Origin of the sequence: Subdoligranulum sp. APC924/74, assembly GCF_003324125.1 — a bacterium.
Lineage (GTDB): Bacteria > Bacillota > Clostridia > Oscillospirales > Ruminococcaceae > Gemmiger > Gemmiger qucibialis.
The window spans coordinates 1-19,013 of the sequence record NZ_PSQF01000055.1 but is presented as its reverse complement, the minus strand read 5'-3'; the positions used below and the strand labels follow the sequence as shown (position 1 = coordinate 19,013).

The 19,013-nt window shown below is 57.2% G+C and carries 15 protein-coding genes; 6 read left to right on the top strand and 9 right to left on the bottom strand.

Annotated elements, in window-relative coordinates:
• Positions 1-152 precede the first annotated feature (152 nt).
• Positions 153-1,796: a CTP synthase gene (locus C4885_RS11555; protein WP_114000474.1), complete on the bottom strand. Its 1,644-nt coding sequence runs from the start codon at positions 1,794-1,796 to the stop codon at positions 153-155.
• 356 nt (positions 1,797-2,152) lie between these two features.
• Between C4885_RS11555 and C4885_RS11550 the strand changes: the two genes are divergently transcribed.
• The 6 genes from C4885_RS11550 (at position 2,153) to C4885_RS11525 (ending at position 10,048) form a co-directional block, all read left to right on the top strand.
• The gene (locus C4885_RS11550) at positions 2,153-4,471 is read left to right on the top strand and encodes a hypothetical protein (protein WP_114000473.1); all 2,319 of its coding nucleotides are present in this window, start codon (positions 2,153-2,155) and stop codon (positions 4,469-4,471) included.
• 298 nt (positions 4,472-4,769) lie between these two features.
• On the top strand, positions 4,770-6,860 hold the full coding sequence (locus C4885_RS11545) for a glutamine synthetase III (protein ID WP_114000472.1): 2,091 nt from the start codon (positions 4,770-4,772) through the stop codon (positions 6,858-6,860).
• Positions 6,861-7,271: 411 nt separating this feature from the next.
• Positions 7,272-8,582 carry a glutamine synthetase family protein gene (locus tag C4885_RS11540; RefSeq protein WP_114000471.1) on the top strand — a complete coding sequence of 437 codons (1,311 nt, stop codon included), beginning with the start codon at positions 7,272-7,274 and terminating at the stop codon, positions 8,580-8,582.
• 55 nt (positions 8,583-8,637) lie between these two features.
• Entirely contained in the window at positions 8,638-9,201 is a 564-nt protein-coding gene (locus tag C4885_RS11535; protein WP_114000475.1) for an ANTAR domain-containing response regulator, read from the top strand.
• A 135-nt stretch (positions 9,202-9,336) separates the two neighbouring features.
• Positions 9,337-9,564, top strand: a complete 228-nt coding sequence (locus C4885_RS16510) for an ATP-binding protein (RefSeq protein WP_158538883.1) — start codon at positions 9,337-9,339, stop codon at positions 9,562-9,564.
• The gene (locus C4885_RS11525) at positions 9,554-10,048 is read left to right on the top strand and encodes a hypothetical protein (protein ID WP_114000469.1); all 495 of its coding nucleotides are present in this window, start codon (positions 9,554-9,556) and stop codon (positions 10,046-10,048) included. The genes C4885_RS16510 and C4885_RS11525 overlap by 11 nt, the downstream gene beginning before the upstream one ends.
• A 513-nt stretch (positions 10,049-10,561) precedes the next feature.
• Here the strand turns inward: C4885_RS11525 and C4885_RS11520 are convergent.
• From C4885_RS11520 to C4885_RS11485, 8 genes are all read right to left on the bottom strand, one after another.
• The gene (locus tag C4885_RS11520) at positions 10,562-11,935 is read right to left on the bottom strand and encodes a sensor histidine kinase KdpD (protein WP_158538882.1); all 1,374 of its coding nucleotides are present in this window, start codon (positions 11,933-11,935) and stop codon (positions 10,562-10,564) included.
• On the bottom strand, positions 11,917-12,597 hold the full coding sequence (locus C4885_RS11515) for a response regulator transcription factor (RefSeq protein WP_114000467.1): 681 nt from the start codon (positions 12,595-12,597) through the stop codon (positions 11,917-11,919). Before C4885_RS11515 ends, C4885_RS11520 begins: the two co-directional genes overlap by 19 nt.
• Positions 12,598-12,613: 16 nt before the next feature.
• Positions 12,614-13,477: a TraX family protein gene (locus C4885_RS11510; protein ID WP_114000466.1), complete on the bottom strand. Its 864-nt coding sequence runs from the start codon at positions 13,475-13,477 to the stop codon at positions 12,614-12,616.
• Positions 13,478-13,622: 145 nt separating this feature from the next.
• Positions 13,623-13,856 (bottom strand): methylenetetrahydrofolate dehydrogenase, encoded by a 234-nt coding sequence (locus C4885_RS11505; RefSeq protein WP_114000465.1) that lies wholly within the window; start codon positions 13,854-13,856, stop codon positions 13,623-13,625.
• A gap of 60 nt (positions 13,857-13,916) precedes the next feature.
• Complete coding sequence (locus tag C4885_RS11500; protein WP_114000464.1) at positions 13,917-14,708, bottom strand: TatD family hydrolase; 792 nt, start codon at positions 14,706-14,708, stop codon at positions 13,917-13,919.
• Between the two features lie 85 nt (positions 14,709-14,793).
• Entirely contained in the window at positions 14,794-15,750 is a 957-nt protein-coding gene (locus tag C4885_RS11495) for a DMT family transporter (RefSeq protein WP_114000463.1), read from the bottom strand.
• Positions 15,751-15,921: 171 nt separating this feature from the next.
• Positions 15,922-17,892 (bottom strand): methionine--tRNA ligase, encoded by a 1,971-nt coding sequence (gene metG / locus C4885_RS11490; protein WP_114000462.1) that lies wholly within the window; start codon positions 17,890-17,892, stop codon positions 15,922-15,924.
• Between the two features lie 168 nt (positions 17,893-18,060).
• Positions 18,061-18,804 (bottom strand): aspartate/glutamate racemase family protein, encoded by a 744-nt coding sequence (locus tag C4885_RS11485; RefSeq protein WP_114000461.1) that lies wholly within the window; start codon positions 18,802-18,804, stop codon positions 18,061-18,063.
• Between the last annotated feature and the right edge of the window lie 209 nt (positions 18,805-19,013).

The following is a 19,013-nucleotide window of genomic DNA, read 5'->3' as shown; positions in this document are numbered from 1 at the left end:
TTTTGGCAACGCAGATGCCGTGCCGCAGCCGCCGGAGCGGTGCTTAAGCCGCAAGGCGGGAATTGTGCGGTGTTGCCTTAACACATAAAAACAAGGCACCGGGCCAATTACAGGTTCGGTGCCTTGTGGTATTTATGGTGTCAGGATGCCGATCAATCTGCCATCGGCTGATGGTCCGTGATGGTGTGCTCCTGCTGGTACTTGAGCGCAGCAGCGATAAAGCCCTTGAACAGGGGATGTGCGCGGTTGGGGCGGCTCTTGAATTCGGGGTGGAACTGTACGCCCACATGGAAATCACGGCCGGGCAGCTCAACAGCTTCCACCAGGCGGCCATCCGGGCTGGTACCGGAGATCACAAGGCCGTGGTTCTGCATCTCTGCACGGTAGTCGTTGTTGAACTCATAGCGGTGGCGGTGGCGTTCGTCAATTTCTTCTTTGCCATAGCACTCACGCAGCTTGGTGCCCTCGGCGGTAATGCAGGGGTACTTGCCCAGGCGCATGGTGCCGCCCTTCGGGATGTTCCCCTGCTGGTCCGGCATCAGAGCAATAACATTGTGCTCGCCGTCCGGCGTAAACTCGCTGGAGTTGGCATCGGCATAGCCCAGCACATCGCGGGCATATTCCATAACCATAATCTGCATACCCAAGCAGATGCCAAAATACGGGATGTTCTGTTCCCGTGCATAGCGGGCGGCCTGGATCATGCCCTCAATGCCGCGGTCGCCAAAGCCGCCGGGCAGGATGATGCCATCCACACCGGAAAGCTCTTCAGCGCAGCGCTCCTGATCCAGCAGGTTTTCGCTGTCCACCCAGTGGATCTCCACTTTGGACTCATTCTCAAAGCCGGCGTGATACAGGGACTCCATTACACTCAGGTATGCGTCATGCAGCTTGACATATTTGCCAACCAGGGCAATGGTGCAGGTCTTGCTGCGGGTGGCAATGCGGGAGATCAGCTCTTTCCACTCGGTCAGGTCGCTGGCCGGAGTTTCCAAGTGCAGCTGACGGCAAACAACGTTGGTCAGGCCGGCAGCTTCCAGCATCAGCGGGCACTCGTACAGGCTGGGCATGGTCAGGTTTTCAATCACGCAATCAGGGCGCACATTGCAGAACATGCTGATCTTGCGCTTGATATCGCTGCCAACGCGGCCATCGGCACGCAGCACGATGACGTTGGGGGCGATGCCCATGCCCTGCAGTTCCTTGCAGGAATGCTGGGCGGGCTTGGATTTATATTCGTCCGAGCCGGAAATATAGGGCACCAGAACCACATGGATGTAGCAGCAGTTTTCCATGCCCTGCTCAATGCCAACCTGGCGGATGGCCTCCAGGAAAGGCTGGCTCTCAATATCACCGGTGGTACCGCCGATTTCGGTGATGACAACATCGGCTTCGGTGCTTTTGGCAAGATTGTAGATATAGCTCTTGATTTCGTTGGTAATGTGGGGAATGATCTGCACCGTCTGGCCCAGATAAGCGCCCTGGCGTTCCTTGTTCAGCACGTTCCAATAGACCTTGCCCGTCGTCAGGTTCGAGTACTTGTTCAGGTTTTCATCAATAAAGCGCTCATAATGACCCAGATCCAGGTCGGTTTCGGTTCCGTCATCAGTCACGAACACCTCGCCGTGCTGTAGCGGGCTCATGGTGCCGGGATCCACGTTGATATAAGGATCCAGCTTTTGAGAAGCCACCTTCAGGCCGCGGGTTTTCAGCAAACGGCCCAGGCTGGCTGCTGTGATGCCCTTGCCCAAGCCGGAGACCACGCCGCCAGTAACAAAAACGTACTTTGTCGCCATATATACCATCCTCTCCACAACTACCACAAATAAATGGACGCTTTATTATACATCACTTTTATTTCCAAAAGCAAGAGTCTTTTTTCCTGTTTGGTGCAAATTCTCTTGCGCACCATCGTACAATCCCCTATAATAAATAAGATAGTATTTAAGGCAATACCGCATAATTCTAAGTGCCGATACGGCGAGCGAGGTACGGCAGATGCTAAGCCAAAAGCGCAGATAATACTGGATGTCTTATCGAGCATTTTGGCAACGCAGATGCCGTGCCGCAGCCGCCGGAGCGGTGCTTAAGCCGTAAGGCGGGAATTGTGCGGTGCTGCCTTAAGATCATGTTGAGAAGGGAGCGTGCTTGTTTGCAAAAGCTCAAAAAAATTTTCAGCCGCCAGAACGGGTTGGTCCTGCTGCTGGTTCTGGTGGAATTTATGGTGTTGGCGCTGCGTTTTGTGGGGGATTTCCGCACAGGCGGCGTGATTGATATTACGCCGGACCTGATCATTCCCTACGCGGAGGAATGTACCAATGATGACCGCGGCGCCCGCGTGGAAAACTTTACCGGCCTGTTTGCCACCACCCGCTGGATCGACCTGCCGCGCGGCAGCTACCAGGTTTGCATCAACTATGTGAATGACGGCGAGGACGGCGAGGTCAGCTTTCTGGATGAGATCATGCCCACCGCGCAGTACGATGCCGCCGAGCTGCCCGCTGAGCGCACCCGCACGGTGTTCAGCCTGTGGATGCCCTACGGCTGCGAAACCGCACAGCTGCAGTTTACCGCGGATTGCGGCAAAAACCAGGTCATCTACATTACCGGCGCACAGATCGTACCCACCCACGCGTGGGCGTATGTGCGGCTGCTGACGGGGCTTGTGTTCTGCGCCGTACTGGACTGGGTGATCCTGTTGCTGACCCGCCGGGTCAAATTTCCCATCCATACCCTGCGCGGGCGGTATATCGCCATGGCGCTGGTGGGCATCGGCGTGTTTGCCTGCCTGCCGCTGGGGCTCGGCTACCTGACGTACGGGCACGACCTTTCCATCCACCTTTCCCGCATTGAGGGGCTGAAAGCCGGGCTGCTGGCCGGGCAGTTCCCCGTGCGCATGGACCCGGCCATCATCAACGAAAAAGGCTATCCGTTCAGCCTGATGTACTCCGATGTGTTCCTGTACCCGGCTGCGGTGCTGCGCATTCTGGGTTTCAGCCTGCAAACCAGCTACAAAGTTTACGTTGCATCCATCACAGCGGCCACCGTGGGCATTACGTTTTATGCCCTGCGCAAAATGTTCCGCAGCGATTGTGCCGCGCTGCTTGGCACCGCGTTGTACACCCTTTCGTTCTACCGGCTGACCAACGTGTTTGTGCGCGCCGCAGTGGGCGAATATACCGCCATGGCGTTCCTGCCGCTGGTCGTGTATGGCCTGTGGCGGATTTATCGCCAATCCCCTGCCGATGGCAAAAAGGCCGAGCCCTGGTGCTGGCTGCCCTTTGCCCTGGGTTTTACCGGCCTGCTGCAGAGCCATCTGCTGACAACCGAACTTGCGGTGTTCTTTACCGCCGCCTTCTGCCTGCTGTATTTCAAAAAGACCTTCACCCGCCCGGTGCTGCCCGCTCTGTGCAAAGCCGCCGGGGCCGCCATTGTGTGGAACCTGTGGTTTATGGTGCCGCTGCTGCAATACATGGTGCAGGGGGTGTGCCGCATCAGCGGCAAGTATGATGCCGCCTACCTGTACGACAGCTCCGTTTACCTGGGCCAGATGTTTTTGATGTTCGGCCAGAGCAGCGGCGTGGCGGAGAGCATCCAGAGCGGCATTGCGGGCGAAATGCCGCAGACGCTGGGCCTGGCACTGGCCGCGGGTGCATTCTTCTTCCTGCTGGCTGTGCTGGACCCCGCCGTGCGCAAAAGCAGCCGCGATGCCGCGCGCATTGGCAGCCTGACACTGGGCTTTGGCCTGCTGGCCGCCTGGTGCGCCAGCGACCTTTGCCCCTGGTACGCGCTGTTCCGTTGCGAACCATTGCAGGCGCTGAGCAAGACTCTGGGGAAGTTGCAGTTTGCCTGGCGGTTCTTCACCCCGGCCACCATGCTGCTGGTCGTGTGCGCCTGCTGTACGGTGGTGCTGTACCGCAAAGTCCGGCCGGAAGCCGCCAAGGCAATGGCCGCCGCCCTGCTGGCGCTGACCATCATCCCCGCCGGGTACCTGATGTATGACAAATGCACCACCAGCGAAGCCGTTACCTACATGAGCCTTGCCGCGGTGGATGACCTGCCCGGTCAGGTGGGTGGCGGCGAATACCTGCCCACCGAGGACACCACCACCGATGACAGCGTCTGGGGCCGCCTGACCCCCGAAGCGGACGACGGCGTAGAGTTGACAGAGTATACCAAAAACGGCCTGACCATTCAGCTGGCGGCGCAGAACACCGGCGATACCGAAGCATCCATCCGGCTGCCGCTATTCTACTACCCCGGCTACCATATGACCGCTGCGGACGGAGCCGCACTGACCCACAAGAACGGTTACCTGACCGTTACCCTGGCTCCCGGCTGGCAGGGCAGCGTACAGGTGCGCTGGACTGGAATGTGGTTCTGGCGCGCGGCGGACTGCATCAGCCTGCTGGGCATTGCAGCCACTGTTGTGCTGTACCGCAAAAGCCAAAAGAACGCAGCACACGTTTAAGGCAATACCGGGCTTGTCGCCCCCAAGCGGGGTTGGCGGCCCGGTTTATTTTATTAGGCCGCATTGGGGGTTGGATGGCTCCATCCCCCAATACAAGCATTTTTCCTAAAACATCAAGGCAAACGCCAATCCGGTTTGTCATTTCTGCCAGTTGCTTTTTTTGCGTTTGGCCCGTATAATAAGCACATAGACAGCAAGGGCGCTGCGAACACAAATCCTGTTCGCAGTGCCTTTTGTTTTATAAAAAGTCCGACTTATTTGCGTGATGATACCACAGAGGAAAAGGAGTTCGGTAAGTATGGCAGCAACCGTTATGGAACTGTACGGCAGCAAAGTCTTCAACGAGCACGAAATGCGTGAGCGTCTGCCCAGCTCGACCTACAAGAGCCTGAAGGCAACCATTGAAAAGGGTCAGGCCCTTGACCTGGAAGTAGCCAATGTTGTGGCCAGCGTGATGAAGCGCTGGGCGATTGAACAGGGCGCTACCCATTACACCCACTGGTTCCAGCCCCTGACCGGCATCACCAGTGAAAAGCACGATGGTTTTGTCAGCCCCCAGCCGGACGGCACCGCTATCATGGAGTTTTCCGGCAAGGAGCTCATCAAAGGCGAACCAGATGCTTCCTCCTTCCCTTCCGGCGGCCTGCGCGCCACCTGTGAAGCCCGCGGCTACACCGCATGGGACCCCACCAGCTATGCTTTTGTAAAAGATGACGTGCTGTGCATCCCCACTGCATTCTGCTCTTACACCGGCGAAGCACTGGATAAAAAGACCCCGCTGCTGCGTTCCATGCAGGCCATCAGTGACCAGGCCTGCAAGGTACTGCACCTGTTCGGCAAGGATGTTGAGCGCGTTGCCACCACCGTTGGCCCGGAGCAGGAGTACTTCCTGATCCGCAAAGAGGATTACAACAAGCGCCTGGACCTGGTTCTGACCGGCCGCACCCTGTTTGGCTCTGCACCGTCCAAGGGCCAGGAACTGGAAGAGCACTACTTTGGTGTGATCCGCCCCATTGTCTCCGACTTTATGAAGGATCTGGACACCGAGCTGTGGAAGCTGGGCATCCCCGCAAAGACCAAGCACAACGAAGTTGCCCCCTGCCAGCATGAGCTCGCCCCCATTTACGATACCACCAACGTTGCCATCGACCACAACCTTCTGACCATGGAAATGATGAAGAAGATTGCCGATAAGCACGGCCTGGTCTGCCTGCAGCACGAAAAGCCGTTCGAGGGCGTTAACGGTTCCGGCAAGCACAACAACTGGTCCCTCAGCACCAAGAGCGAAAACCTGCTGGATCCCGGCGATACCCCGATGGAAAACCTGCAGTTTATGGTCTTCCTGACCGCCGTTATCAAGGCAGTCGATGAATACGCTGACCTGTTGCGTACCTCTGTTGCCACCCCCGGCAATGACCACCGCCTGGGCGCTAACGAAGCACCCCCGGCCATCATCTCCATCTTTGTCGGCGAAGAGCTGGAAGCTGTTATCGATGCTGTCTGCACCGACAGCCCCTATGCCGGCCCTGTTAAGATGAAGATGGACCTTGGCGTTGATGTTCTGCCCAAGTTCAGCAAGGACACCACCGACCGTAACCGTACTTCTCCGTTCGCCTTTACCGGCAACAAGTTCGAGTTCCGTATGCCCGGTTCCGCTGAGAACCTGAGCGATGCCAACACCATCCTGAACACTGCTGTTGCCAAAGAGCTGAAGCAGTTTGTTGCCGATGTGGAGGGCGCTGCTGACTTTGAGTGCGCTGCCGCCGCCTGGGTCAAGAAGACCCTGAACGACCACCGCCGTGTGATCTTCAACGGCAACGGTTATTCCGAAGCCTGGGAAGCTGAGGCTGCCCGCCGTGGCCTGCCCAACCGCAAGTGCACCCCCGATGCCATGGTCGCCCTGAAGGAAGAGAAGAACATCTCCCTGATGGAAGAGTTCGGCGTTCTGACCAAGACCGAAATGCTGAGCCGTTATGAAGTTGAGATGGAGCACTACTCCAAGATTATCAACATCGAAGCCCGCACCATGCTCAAGATCGCATCCAAGCAGCTGATTCCTGCCGCCACCAGCTATATGGGCGAAGTTGCCAGCACCGCCGCAGCCAAGATCGCTGCTGTGGAAGGCATCTCCACCAAGTCCGAAGCAAAGCTGTTGACTGCACTTTCCAAATACACTGACGAGATGTCTGATGCAACCGACGCTCTGAAGGCTGTGACCGATAAGGTCAGCGCCCTGGACGATGAGACCGCTAAGGCTCATGCTTTCCATGATGAGGTTCTGCCCGCCATGGATACCCTGCGCGCCGCCGCTGACGCTGCTGAAGAGCTTGTCGATGAGGATTACTGGCCGCTGCCGTGCTACAGCCGTATGCTGTTTTACACTGAGTAAGCAGTGACCCAAAAAGCCCCCGGCAGCAAGGGTTTGTGCTTTGCACAAAATGCCGGGCACGGCTTTTTAACACGCCATTCTCCTTTTCCTATTTCTTACACCAGCTCGAAAGGCCCGCCGCGAGGTGGGCCTTTCGAGTTTAGGTAGGAGTCAGCTGAAAGTTAGGAGTTAGGAGTTTATTGGGTTCCATGCTGAATAAACTCCCGGCACTCGTCCCGCCCTATCGATCATACTGGAACTTTGCTCCATATGCTATAATGGGATTAACCAAAAGGCAACGGGCGCACACTGTGCGCCCCTACGGAATTTCTAATTGCTAATTCCTAATTGCATCAACTCCTCACTCCTACCTCCTAACTTCTCCCCCCCCCTCTCTGCCAAATCTGCAGCCTAAATTTGGAGGATTCCACCATGAAGCATACTGCACAGGATATCCTGAACTATGTCGAAGATAATGACGTAAAATTTGTACGTCTGGCGTTCTGCGATATTTTCGGCAATCAAAAAAACATCTCTGTCTTTGCCGGGGACCTTCCCTATGCCTTCGAGCAGGGTGTCTGCTTTGACGGCAGCTCCATTGCCGGGTTTATGAACACTGAGGAGAGTGACCTTGTGCTTTGGCCGGACCCGGACACAATGACCATTCTGCCCTGGCGCCCCACCGAAGGCCGCGTAATGCGCATGTACTGCGATATCACCCTGCCCAATGGCCGCCCCTTTGCCGGCAACAGCCGCGGGTACCTGCAATCGGTGGTCAAGCGCGCCAAGGCCATGGGCCTGCGCTGCGATGTGGGCTGCGAATGTGAGTTCTATCTGTTCCAGACCGACGAGCACGGCAACCCCACCCGCATCCCGATGGATCACGGCGGCTACTTTGACATTGCCCCTCTGGACAAGGCCGAGAACATCCGCCGCGAGATCTGCTTTGCCATGGAGGATATGGGCCTGCGCCCCCAGCACAGCCACCACGAAAGCGGCTTTGGCCAGAACGAAGTGGACTTTATGTATTCCACCGCGCTCAAATCGGCCGATAACCTGAACACCTTCAAAAGCACCGTCAAAGCTATTGCGGACCGCAACGGCCTGTTTGCCAGCTTTATGCCCAAGCCCATGCAGGACCAGGCCGGCAGCGGCATGCATGTGAATGTTTCCATCCACCGGGATGGCAAAAACCTGTTCCAGGGCGACATTGCCCCCGACAGCGAGGCCGGACATTTTATTGCCGGTATCCTTGCCCACGCACGGGAGCTGACCTGCTTCTGTAACCCGATTCCCAACTCTTACACACGGTTTGGCAGCTGCGAAGCCCCCAAGTATGTGAGCTGGAGCCGCCAGAACCGCAGCCAGCTGGTGCGCCTGCCTTCCGCCACCGGCGAATTCTGCCGCCTGGAGCTGCGCAGCCCCGATCCCTCCTGCAACCCATATCTGGTCATTGGCCTGATCCTGGCCGCCGGGCTCGACGGCATTGAAAAAAAGATGCCGCTGCCCGCTCCGGTCAACCGCAATCTGTTCCACAAGAGCGCCGCCGAAGGGCTGGAAAGCCTGCCCGAAAGTCTGCGCGAAGCCATCACCATTGCCGCACAGAGTGACTTTATCGCCAAAGAGCTGCCTGTGCCGCTGATGAACAAATACTTTGAATACCAGACCCAGTTGTGCCATGGTTACGAAAGTGCCCCCGACCCCCAGGCATGGGAGCGTGAAAACTGCTTTTTGAAGATTTGATGTTTCCCAAAGCAGGGCAGATTTTGTAATTTAACAGATGGGCGGTGATGTGTTTGTGCCTTCAGCTTTGATTGCCTCTGCGGGGAACAACGCAAATGAATACCTGGCAAAGCATGTAGCGGAGCTGGGTTACCTGCGCCCCACCATTGTGGCCAGCGGCGGCGAAGCCCGCCGCCGCATGGGGGATATTGATTTCGAGGTCGTGATCATCAACACCCCCCTGCCGGACGAGTTTGGCCACGAACTTTCGACCTATGCGGTAGAAAAATCAAACGCCGGTGTCATTCTGCTTGCCAAGGCGGGCACCGCAGACCAGATTTCCGATAAATTGCAGCAGCACGGTGTGTTGGTGTTGGCAAAGCCCTTTACCGGGGTGCAGTTCCGCCAGGCCGTTCAGATGGCCGCCGCCTGCTGCCGCCGCCTGGATTATCTGCGGCAGGAAAACGACAAACTGCGGGATAAGATTGCCCAGATCCGGCTGGTGGACCGTGCCAAGTGCTATCTGATTGAGCACAAGGGCATGAGCGAAGCGGAAGCCCACCGCATGATTGAAAAGACCGCCATGGATACCCGCCGCGACCGTGCAGAGGTTGCCGCAGAGATCCTGGAAGAAGAGTAAAACCGCTGCGGAATTTCGCAGATTTTGCGGCAAAAATGCGGCAGGCGCAAAACCTGCCGCATTTTTTCAGCCTATTTTCAGCTGATTGTGGTATACTGTATCTATAAATTGAAGAAAGCCGAAGGAGATTTGCCGGTGAATATCCTGATTGTAGCGGACGAACCCCGCCTGGCCGATGTGGTATATACCGGAACAGATGGGCTGGATTATGCCCAGAACGGCAGCGGAACCGGGCTGGGGCTGGCGATTGCACAAAGCATCTGCCAGGCACACCACGCCGCTATCCGGGCGGAATCCGGGCAGGATGGCACGACATTCCGGGTAGAAATCAGGAAAGAGCAAGGTGAACATCATGGAAATTGAACGCAAATGGATGGTGCAGGGCTGGCCCCAGGGGCTTCCCCTGCTGGAAACTTACCGCATGGACCAAGGGTACATCAGCGTGCGCCCCACAGTGCGCATCCGGCGCGAAGCATTGCAGGGCGGCCGCACCGCGCTGGTGCTCTGCTTTAAGGGCGCACCGGACAAAACCGGCCTGATGCGGGAAGAGATAGAAACCGAGATCACGCCGGAGCTGTTTGAAAAGCTGGAACGCCTGATCGGCAAACCGCTGATTGCCAAGGAGCGCCGCACCTATGCCCTGAAGAACGGCCTGAAGCTGGAAGTGAACGATGTGGACGCCGGGCTGCCCAGCCATTTTATGTATGCCGAAGTGGAATACCCCGATGAACCCACCGCACGCGCCTGGACCCCCGCCGACGATGCCCTGACCCATTATCTCTCCAATGAATGCACCGGCCAGCCGGGAGCAAGCATGGGAGAGTACTGGACCGAGACGAGAAAATAAGTTAGGAGGGAGGAGGGAGGAGTTATTGCGGCGGTTTTAGGTTTTGCAATTAACATTATAAAGGCAACACCGCACAATTCCCGCCTTACAGCTTAAGCACCGCTCCGGCAGCTGCGGCACGGCATCTGCGTTGCCAAAATGCTCGATAATGTCGGGTTGCGGTACCCGCATCGTGCTTCGGGGGCAAAAGCCCCTCGCACTCTGCGACCGCTGCCCCTGCTTCGGTTCGCTGTTTCCGCCACTGGCGGCGCTCACCTTTGCAGCATCCAGTATTATCTGCGCTTTTGGCTTAGCATCTGCCGCACCTCGCTCGCCGTATCGGCACTTAGAATTATGCGGTATTGCCTAAAATATCTGTAGGGAACGGTCTTGACCGTTCCGGAACCTCAAAATCATCTCCTCACATGGGATGTTTGCCAAGGCAACGGAACGGTCAAGAACGTTCCCTACATTTTAATTTATATATTTTGGCCGACCTTTAACGGTATCTGCGACCCAAAAAACTCCTCACTCCTACCTCCTAACTCTCAATTCCACTTTTCCTCCCCCGTTCTCCCCGTTGCTTACGGTTAGGGTGCCGTTATGGGTTTGGGCGGTGCGGCGGGCGGCAGCAAGGCCAAGGCCCCAGTGCTGGCCGCGGGCGGCATCGGTGGTGAAGAGTTCCCGGCCCGCTTTCTGCAGGGCTTCCGGGCTGAACCCCGGCCCGGTATCCGTTACAGTGAAAACAATTTCCTGTCCCTCTTCCACAGCATCCAGCGTGATGGTTCCGCCAGCGGGGGTAAAGCGAACGGCGTTTTCTAAAATATTATCCAGTGCCCGGCCCAGTGCCTGCCTTTGTGCGGGGATGGTTCGGGCGTTTTCCATTGCGTTGTTTAGTACAAATTGTATATTTTTATTATCGCACAACAATTTGGCATCATTAGCGCACCGTGTCAGAATTTCCTGCACCTGCACCCGCTGCATCGGCTCCTGCGGGCTGGTTTCGGCGGTGTTGACGGTGCGCAGGGTTTGCAGGTAGCGGTCCGCTTTTTCCGCGGCGCGCTGCATGGCGGCAATCTGGGCTTTCTGGGCTTCGGTCAGGTTCTCATCCTCCGCCAGCAGGTCGGCGTTGCCGGTTATGATCGCCAGCGGGGTTTTCAGGTCATGGGCCAGGGCGGCGGTCTGCTCGGCGCGCTGCTGTTCCAGCTTCCACTGGCTTTGCAGGCTGGCTGTCAGTTGGCTGCCCATTGTCTGCATAGCCCGCAACGTTTCGGCGAACTCCCTCACCTTAGCGCCGGAAACCTCGATTTCTTCCGGGCGCTGGGCGGCGATTGCTGCGGAAGCTTTGGTCAGCTTGCGGGTCTCCCCCGTCAGCACCTTCACCGTGCAGTGGGTACACAGCGCCAGCCATATCACCTCCAGCAAAATCAGCAGCAGAATATACATGGTCTGGAAATCCGGCAGGACTTCCCGCAGTGCCGGGTCCGCATAGGGCGGCGAATAATCATACTGCAAAATGCAGCGTGCGCCATCCGCCATATCCACCACGTATTGGTATGATGCCATCACCCACTGCCTGCCGCCCGCTAATATGTTCCTCGCTTTTTTCAGCTGGCCGGCTGTCATGTTGGTTTGCAGCACATGCGCTGTCCCGGCCTGTAATATGGCATAGCGGCACAGCGAGTCAATGGCGTTGGGGTCAAAGGTTTCAACGGTGGCGGTTGCGGCATAATCCCGTGCTTCGCTGCACACCTGCGCCCCGGTAACGGCAGGCAGCAAAAACCCATTGCGTATAAGCGACATAAACAGCCCCCACCACACCAGCAGGATCACAAGGCTTCCACCGCCGCACACCACAAGGTAGCGCACCAGCACATTGCGCAGCGAGGTCAGGTTTCGCTTTTCCATTGGTAGCCCACTCCCCATATTGTTTTCAGTACGGTTTCCGGCGCGGCAACGCCCGCTGTGCGCAGTTTGGCGCGGATATTTTTAATGTGCTGGGTCACTGCCGTATCGTCCGCTGTGCCATCATAGCCAAAAACAGCTTCATATATCTGTTCTTTGCTGAACGTCTGCCCCGCGTGCAGGGCCAGATACTCGCTGATTGCGTATTCCGACCGGGTGAATGGCAGCGGTTGCTCCCCCACCATCGCGGTTTTGGCCGCCAGGTCGAACCCGATTCCGCCGCGCACCATGCGGCTGGCGGGGGCGCGGTTCTGCCGCCGCAGGTGGGCGGCCACGCGGGCGCGCAGCTCCGCCACGCGGAACGGCTTGGTCAGGTAATCGTCCGCCCCAATGCCAAGGCCGGTCAGAACCGACTGTTCATCGGTGCGGGCAGTCAAAAATAAAATCGGTGCCTGCGTTATGGCGCGGATGCGGCGGCAGGTGGCAAAGCCATCCTCGCCGGGCATCATCACATCCAGCAGGATGCAGTCCGCCCAGCGGCACAGGCTTTCCGTCACGGTCACGCCGGATGTGCGGATTTCTACCGCGTGGCCGTCCCGTTCCAGTGCCGTTTTCAGCAGTGTGCAAAGATCCGGGTCATCATCAACCGCAAGAATATGCGCCATAACATCTTCCTCCTTTTTATGCAATCAGGCGATACACCAGGCAGGACACCCCATACAGCAGGTAGACATGGGCCGGGTAGAACCAATAAAACAGCTGTTTATGCCCGCTGCCGCGCGTGCCGTTGTAAGCCAGCATCAGCACCGCGGCGGCCACGCCAAACCATTCGTAATAGGTGGTAAACATCTGGGAAAGTTCAAACCCCGGCTGACCGCGCAGCTGCAGGTACACCAGCACAAAATCCCACAAAAAGCTGTACAGCGCCCACACAGCTACCTGTGCTTTGCGGTGGTTCCGCAGCAGATACAGCAACACGCCGCCAACCAGGTAGCTCCAACCACCGTCCGTGATGCTGGTCCACATGGGCACTGGGCTGGTAATGACAAACGCCAGCACGGCGCTGACAATCGGCCTCTGCATAAGCTGCGGGAACATTCCCAGCACTGCAACAAACAGGAACGGCCAGCCGACCACTGCCGCGATAGCGGCAATGCCCTTCCCATACTTTTTGGCGCGCACCCAGTCGATGCCCTGCCAGATCACACAGAGCAGAACAAAATCCTGGAAGATCGCGTTCTGCGGGTAAAAGCCATCCCCGCGGCGGAACGCCTTGGCATAGATCATGAAAAATTGCACCGCCGCCATGCCCGCACCGATGCACCAGATACGGAAGAAATACCGCTTGCGGTCATGCGTATGGGCAAAGCCTTCCACCGTGCAGAACAAAAACAGCGGTGCCGACAGGCGCGCCAGCATGCTGAACCATTCCGGGATGCATCCGGTAAACTCAAAAAAGTAGTGGATATGATCCATCAGCATCAGTACCAGCGCAATGGTTTTGAGCGCCGTGCCGGACAGACCTTTGTGTGTTGTTTGCAGCATCTCATCATCCTCCTTATGTTTGCTACACATTCAGTTTACGGCTGAATTGTGTAGAAACCATAAGGAAGAATACGATTTCCTGCCATAAATTCTATAACAAAAATGCGATCCTCACATTCAGCAAGGACCGCAGCGGGTTCAGCAATTATTTTGCAGTTTCAACGGTGTAGGTAAAGCCGTACTCTGCCTGCAGTTCCTTCACGGCGGGCTCCAGGTCCTCGATGAAGGTCGGGGAGTAAACGCTCTGGCCGTTATGGGCCTTCTTGTAATCTTCCAGCAGGGCGGTCAGCTTCTCCCAGCCTTCGTCTGCCTTTTCCTGAGAAACCTCTTTCGGGAAGTCGATGATAAATTCGCGGTGTTTGGGAATGCGTGCTTTCATGGTGATTCCTCCAGATAAATTGTTTGCGGCAAAGGCTGCACAGCTTGGTGCAGCGCTGCCTTATTGATTGAAGATGCGTTTTGCATTTTCAGCGGTCAAATCCAGGACGCTCTGGGCATCCATCTGCCAGATCTCGCCGATCTTGGCTGCCACATGGGCAATGTTCCGGCTGTCGTTGCGGGTGCCGCGCACCGGTTCGGGGGACATATAGGGGCAGTCGGTTTCCAGCACAGCCAGTTCGTGCGGCACCATGGCCAGCACCTTGGCCGCGCGCTTGGCTCCTTTATAAGTCACAGCGCCGCCAAATCCAAGGGCCATGCCCTGCGCCGTCAGCCAGGCGGCGTCCTCAGCGCTGCCGCTGTAACAGTGCAGCACCCCGCGGGGGCGGTACTGGCGCAGCAGCTCATACATTTCGGCGTGGGCTTCGCGGTCATGCACCGAGACCGGCAGGTCCAGCTCCTGCGCCAGCTGCAGCTGCGCTTCAAACAGGTCGTACTGTTCCTGCGCTGGCAGCGGCCAATGGTGGTCCAGCCCGATTTCCCCCACCGCGATCACAGCGGGGTCATCAAACAGGGGGCGCATGGCGGCAAGCTCGGCCCGCCAGTCCCCGTGGTAAGTGGCCACAGTGGCGGCGTCCTCCTCGCCAAGGCTTTCGGGGTGGATGCCCAGCGCGGCATGTACAAAAGGATATTTGTGGGCCAGTTCCAGCACCGCAGCGGCATCGCCGGAATGCGTTGCACATTCCAGCACGCCCACCACGCCGCCTTCCCCCAGCGCCCGCATCACCGCATCCCGGTCCGCATCAAACTGCCGGGACGAATAATGCGCGTGGGTATCGAAGATGTTGGTCATAGCTTTGCCCTTACGTTGAATGAGGAATTCGCAATTAGAAATTGCCAAACATTGTTCTTAATTTCTCATTACTAATTTCTAATTCCTAATTTTCCTTTTTCTTCCCTGCTGCCGGCCTATTAACCAAATAGATTCCCCCGCACACCAGCACAAGGGCGGCGAGGTATTGCCATTCGAACAGGGGCTCGCCGTTCAGGATGGCGGAGAGCAGAACGTTCATGATCGGAATGATCAGGCCGAACACGGCAATGCGGGAAACAGGGTTGTTTTTCATCAGCAGTGCCCAGATCACATAACCGGCACCGGAGATAAATGCCAGGAAAAGCAGCACCGGCACAGCGCCAAAGCTTTGCGGGTGCAGGCTGCCGCCCAGAACAAGGCCGATGACCAGCAGCGCCGCACCGCCGACCCCAAGGTTCAGGCAGGAGACAGTGAACGAATCCACCTTTTGGGTCACGGCTTTGTTCCACGGCCCGGCCAGTGCAAAAATCACCGAAGCGATCAGCATATAGGCAACGCCCGCCGGGCTGCCGCTGCCGTGGTTGCCAAGAGTTGCCACCAGCACACCGCTGAACCCCAGCGCACAGCCAATCGCTTTGCGCGGCGTCATACGGTCGGCTTTGCCGTACAAAAAGTGTGCCAGGATAACCCCCATAAAGCTCTGGGTGCTGTTCAGAATGCCGCCCATAGCCCCGGTCAGCAGGGCAACGGCGGAATAATAAAAGGTATACTGTGCAGCAGTCTGCCACAGGCCCAGCCCGCAGCAGGAAAGCAGATTTTTGCCCTTTGGCATGGGCAGCGGCCCGCGCCGCAGCGCCGCGCCCCCGGCATACACCAGCAGCGCGCTGAGCATAAAGCGGACACCGGCAAAGCACATGATGGAAGCGGTATCGGTGGCGTCAATAGCAAACAGCCGGTACCCCATTTTGATAAACGGAAACGCCGACCCCCACAGCACATTGCACACCACCGCCATGCCCACCGCAGCCGCCGGGTTGCCAAAAAAGGCATCCAAACGAGAGGGAGAGGAAGATTTTGTCATAATTTTTGGGGGAAGCGGGAGTTAATTAGGAATCAGCAACGCAGATGCCGTGCCGCAGCCGCCGGAGCGGTGCTTAAGCCGCAAGGCGGGAATTGTGCGGTGTTGCCCTAATTCAAAACGGCCTTTGCGCCCCAAAAATTCCTAACTCCTACTTCCTAACTCCTACCTTCCTCAGTGTACTCTCGTTCCGGTGGGCACGTTATCACTGTAGAAAGCGATCTCGCAGCCGCCGTCAGCGGTGTCAGCGGCAACGATCATGCCCTCGCTGGTATACTTGCCCTTCATCATCGGGCGGGGGGCCAGGTTGGCCACAATGGCGATCTTTTTGCCGATCAGATCTTCCGGCTTATACCACTTGGCAATGCCGGACAGGATGCAGCGCTCGCGCTCGCCGTCAAACACGGTCAGGTGCAGCAGCTTCTTGCTTTCTTTCATGTTTTCGCAGGCGCGCACTTCGGCCACGCGCAGCTCCACCTTGCAGAAGTCGTCAAAGCTGATCTCCGGCTCATGGTCGGTGATTTCAGCAACGGCTTCCTCTTTCTTTTCCTCGGCCTTGGGGGCAGCGGCGGCTTCGGCAGCAGCCTTCTGCTTGGCGTCCTCGGCTTCCAGATACTCGATTTCCTTCTTCACGTCAATGCGCGGGAAGAGGGCTTCGCCCTTGTGCACATGGTATTCGGCCGGATGGTTTGCCAGGTCGGCATAGCTCAGGTCGCTCAAACCCAGCTGCTCGGCCATCTTGGGTGCGGTGTTGGGCAGGTAAGCCTGCATCAGCACGGTAACGGTGCGCAGGGCATCGCACAGGTTGTAAAGAACAGCTTCCAGGCGGGGCTTGGTTTCCTCGCTCTTGGCCAGCACCCAGGGGGCAGTCTCGTCAATATACTTGTTGGCGCGCTGCACAACCTCAAAAATAGCGATCAGTGCAGTGGGTACATCCAGAGCATCCATGGCGGCATCCACCTTGCCGGGCAGGGCGGCAGTCAGGCTTTTCAGCTCATCGTCCAGGGCATCGGCCTGGCCGTTGGCGCTCACAGCACCGCCAAAGTACTTTTCGCACATAGCGACCGAACGGGACAGCAGGTTGCCCAGGTCGTTGGCCAGGTCGGTATTGATGCGGTTGATCAGGGCTTCATTGGTGAAAGCACCATCGTTGCCGAACGGAACTTCGCGTAACAGGAAGTAACGCACAGCGTCCACGCCGTAACGGTCGCACAGCTTGACGGGGTCTACCACGTTGCCCTTGGACTTGGACATTTTGCCGCCGTTCAGCAGCAGCCAGCCATGGCCAAACACCTTGGTGGGCAGGGGCAGATCCAGAGCCATCAGCATGGCAGGCCAGATGATGGTGTGGAAACGCAGAATCTCTTTGCCGACCATGTGGATGTCAGCGGGCCAGTACTTATCAAAGTCGTGGTAGGTATCGTTATCATAGCCCAGTGCGGTGATGTAGTTGGAAAGTGCATCGATCCACACATAGATGGTGTGCTTGGGGTCAAACGGAACCTGGATGCCCCAGGAAACGCTGGTACGGGATACACAGGTATCCTGCAGGCCCTGCTTGATGAAGGCGATCATCTCGTTTTTGCGGGTAGCGGGCTGGATGAAATCCGGGTGCTCGTCATAATATTTCAGCAGGCGGTCAGCGTATTTGCTGGTCTTGAAGAAGTAGGCTTCCTCCTCTGCCTCATAGACAGGGCCGCCGCAGTCGGGGCACTTGCCGTCTTTCAGCTGGGCTTCAGTCCAGAAGCTTTCGCACGGCTTGCAGTACATGCCCTTATAGGTGCTCTTGTAGATATCACCCTGGTCATGCAGCTTGGTAAAGATCTTCTGCACACTCTTGACATGATAGTCATCGGTGGTACGGATAAAGCGGTCATAGCTGACGTCCATGGTCTTCCACAGGTCCTTGACGGTAGCCACAATGGCATCCACGTATTCCTTCGGCGTTACACCCTTGGCGGCGGCCTTATCCTGGATCTTCTGGCCGTGCTCGTCGGTGCCCGTCAGGAACATGACGTCATAGCCCTGCATCCGCTTGTAGCGTGCCAGTGCATCACAGGCCACGGTGGTATAGCTGTGGCCAATGTGCAGCTTATCGCTGGGGTAATAGATGGGTGTTGTGATGTAAAACTTTTTGTTTTCCATATTTATAATAACTCCTTCCCGGAATAAAAACGATAATGCGCAATTAGCAATCAGAAATGCGGAATTCGTAATTTGAGGTAAGGCTGACACCGCAGGCAGCTCTTAGGCCGGAGCCGAGCCGTTTTTCCTACCGCAAAAACTCCTAACTCCTACTTCCTAACTCCTAACTCAATCCTCAAATCCCACCGGCTCCACGCCGCAGGCGCGCATGGCGTGCTTGCAAAGAACCTCGGTGCTGTCGATGAAAAACGGTCCCAGGTGTTCGTCCCGCTTCACAAGGCTCAGTTCCGTGCAGCCAAGCACCGCCATATCGCACCCCTGGGCGTGCAGGTCATCCACCGCTGCGTTAAACAGCTGCATGTCTACGCGCTTGCCCTGCTTGATCTCATCATAGATGATGGACATGATGCCCTTTTGGGCCTGTTCGCCAGGGGCGGCCCATTCCAGGCCGATATCCCGGCAGGCGATCTGATACGTTTCCGCCAGCAGGGTGCCGTCCGTTGCCAGAATACCCAGCTTATGGCACCCGGCCGCCTTGGCATCCGCCGCGGTCAGGCGCGGCATGTTCAGTACCGGTACCGGCAGGGCCGCGGCCAGGCGGTCATAAAAATAATGCGCGGTGTTGCAGGCAATGGCCAGCACGGTAGCACCGTAGCGCACCAGGCTGATGCCGTCCTGCTCCATCACATCAAAGGGGTCATCCTTGCTTTTGCCCACAATAAAGGCTGTGCGGTCCGGGGTGGACGCGCGCGAGGAGATGACGATATCAATGTGGTCCTGATCTTTCTGGGCGGGGGTATGGTCGGTGATCATCTGGTACAGGTAGCAGCTCGCCGCCGGGCCAAGGCCCCCCATAATTCCCAATACCGGGTGTATGGCTTTTGTTGTTTGTTCCGGCGTAATTTGCGCCATGCGCACCCCTCCCATCATAGATATTACTCATTATAAGGCGTTGGCGCAAATTATGCAAGCAAATCAAGCAAAATCCCGCCGGGAGCCATATGCGCAGCTCCCGGCGGGATTTTCAACTATTTATAGGGTAATACCGCATAATTCTAAGTGCCGATACGGCGAGCGAGGTGCGGCAGCTGCTAAGCCAAAAGCGCAGATAATACTGGATG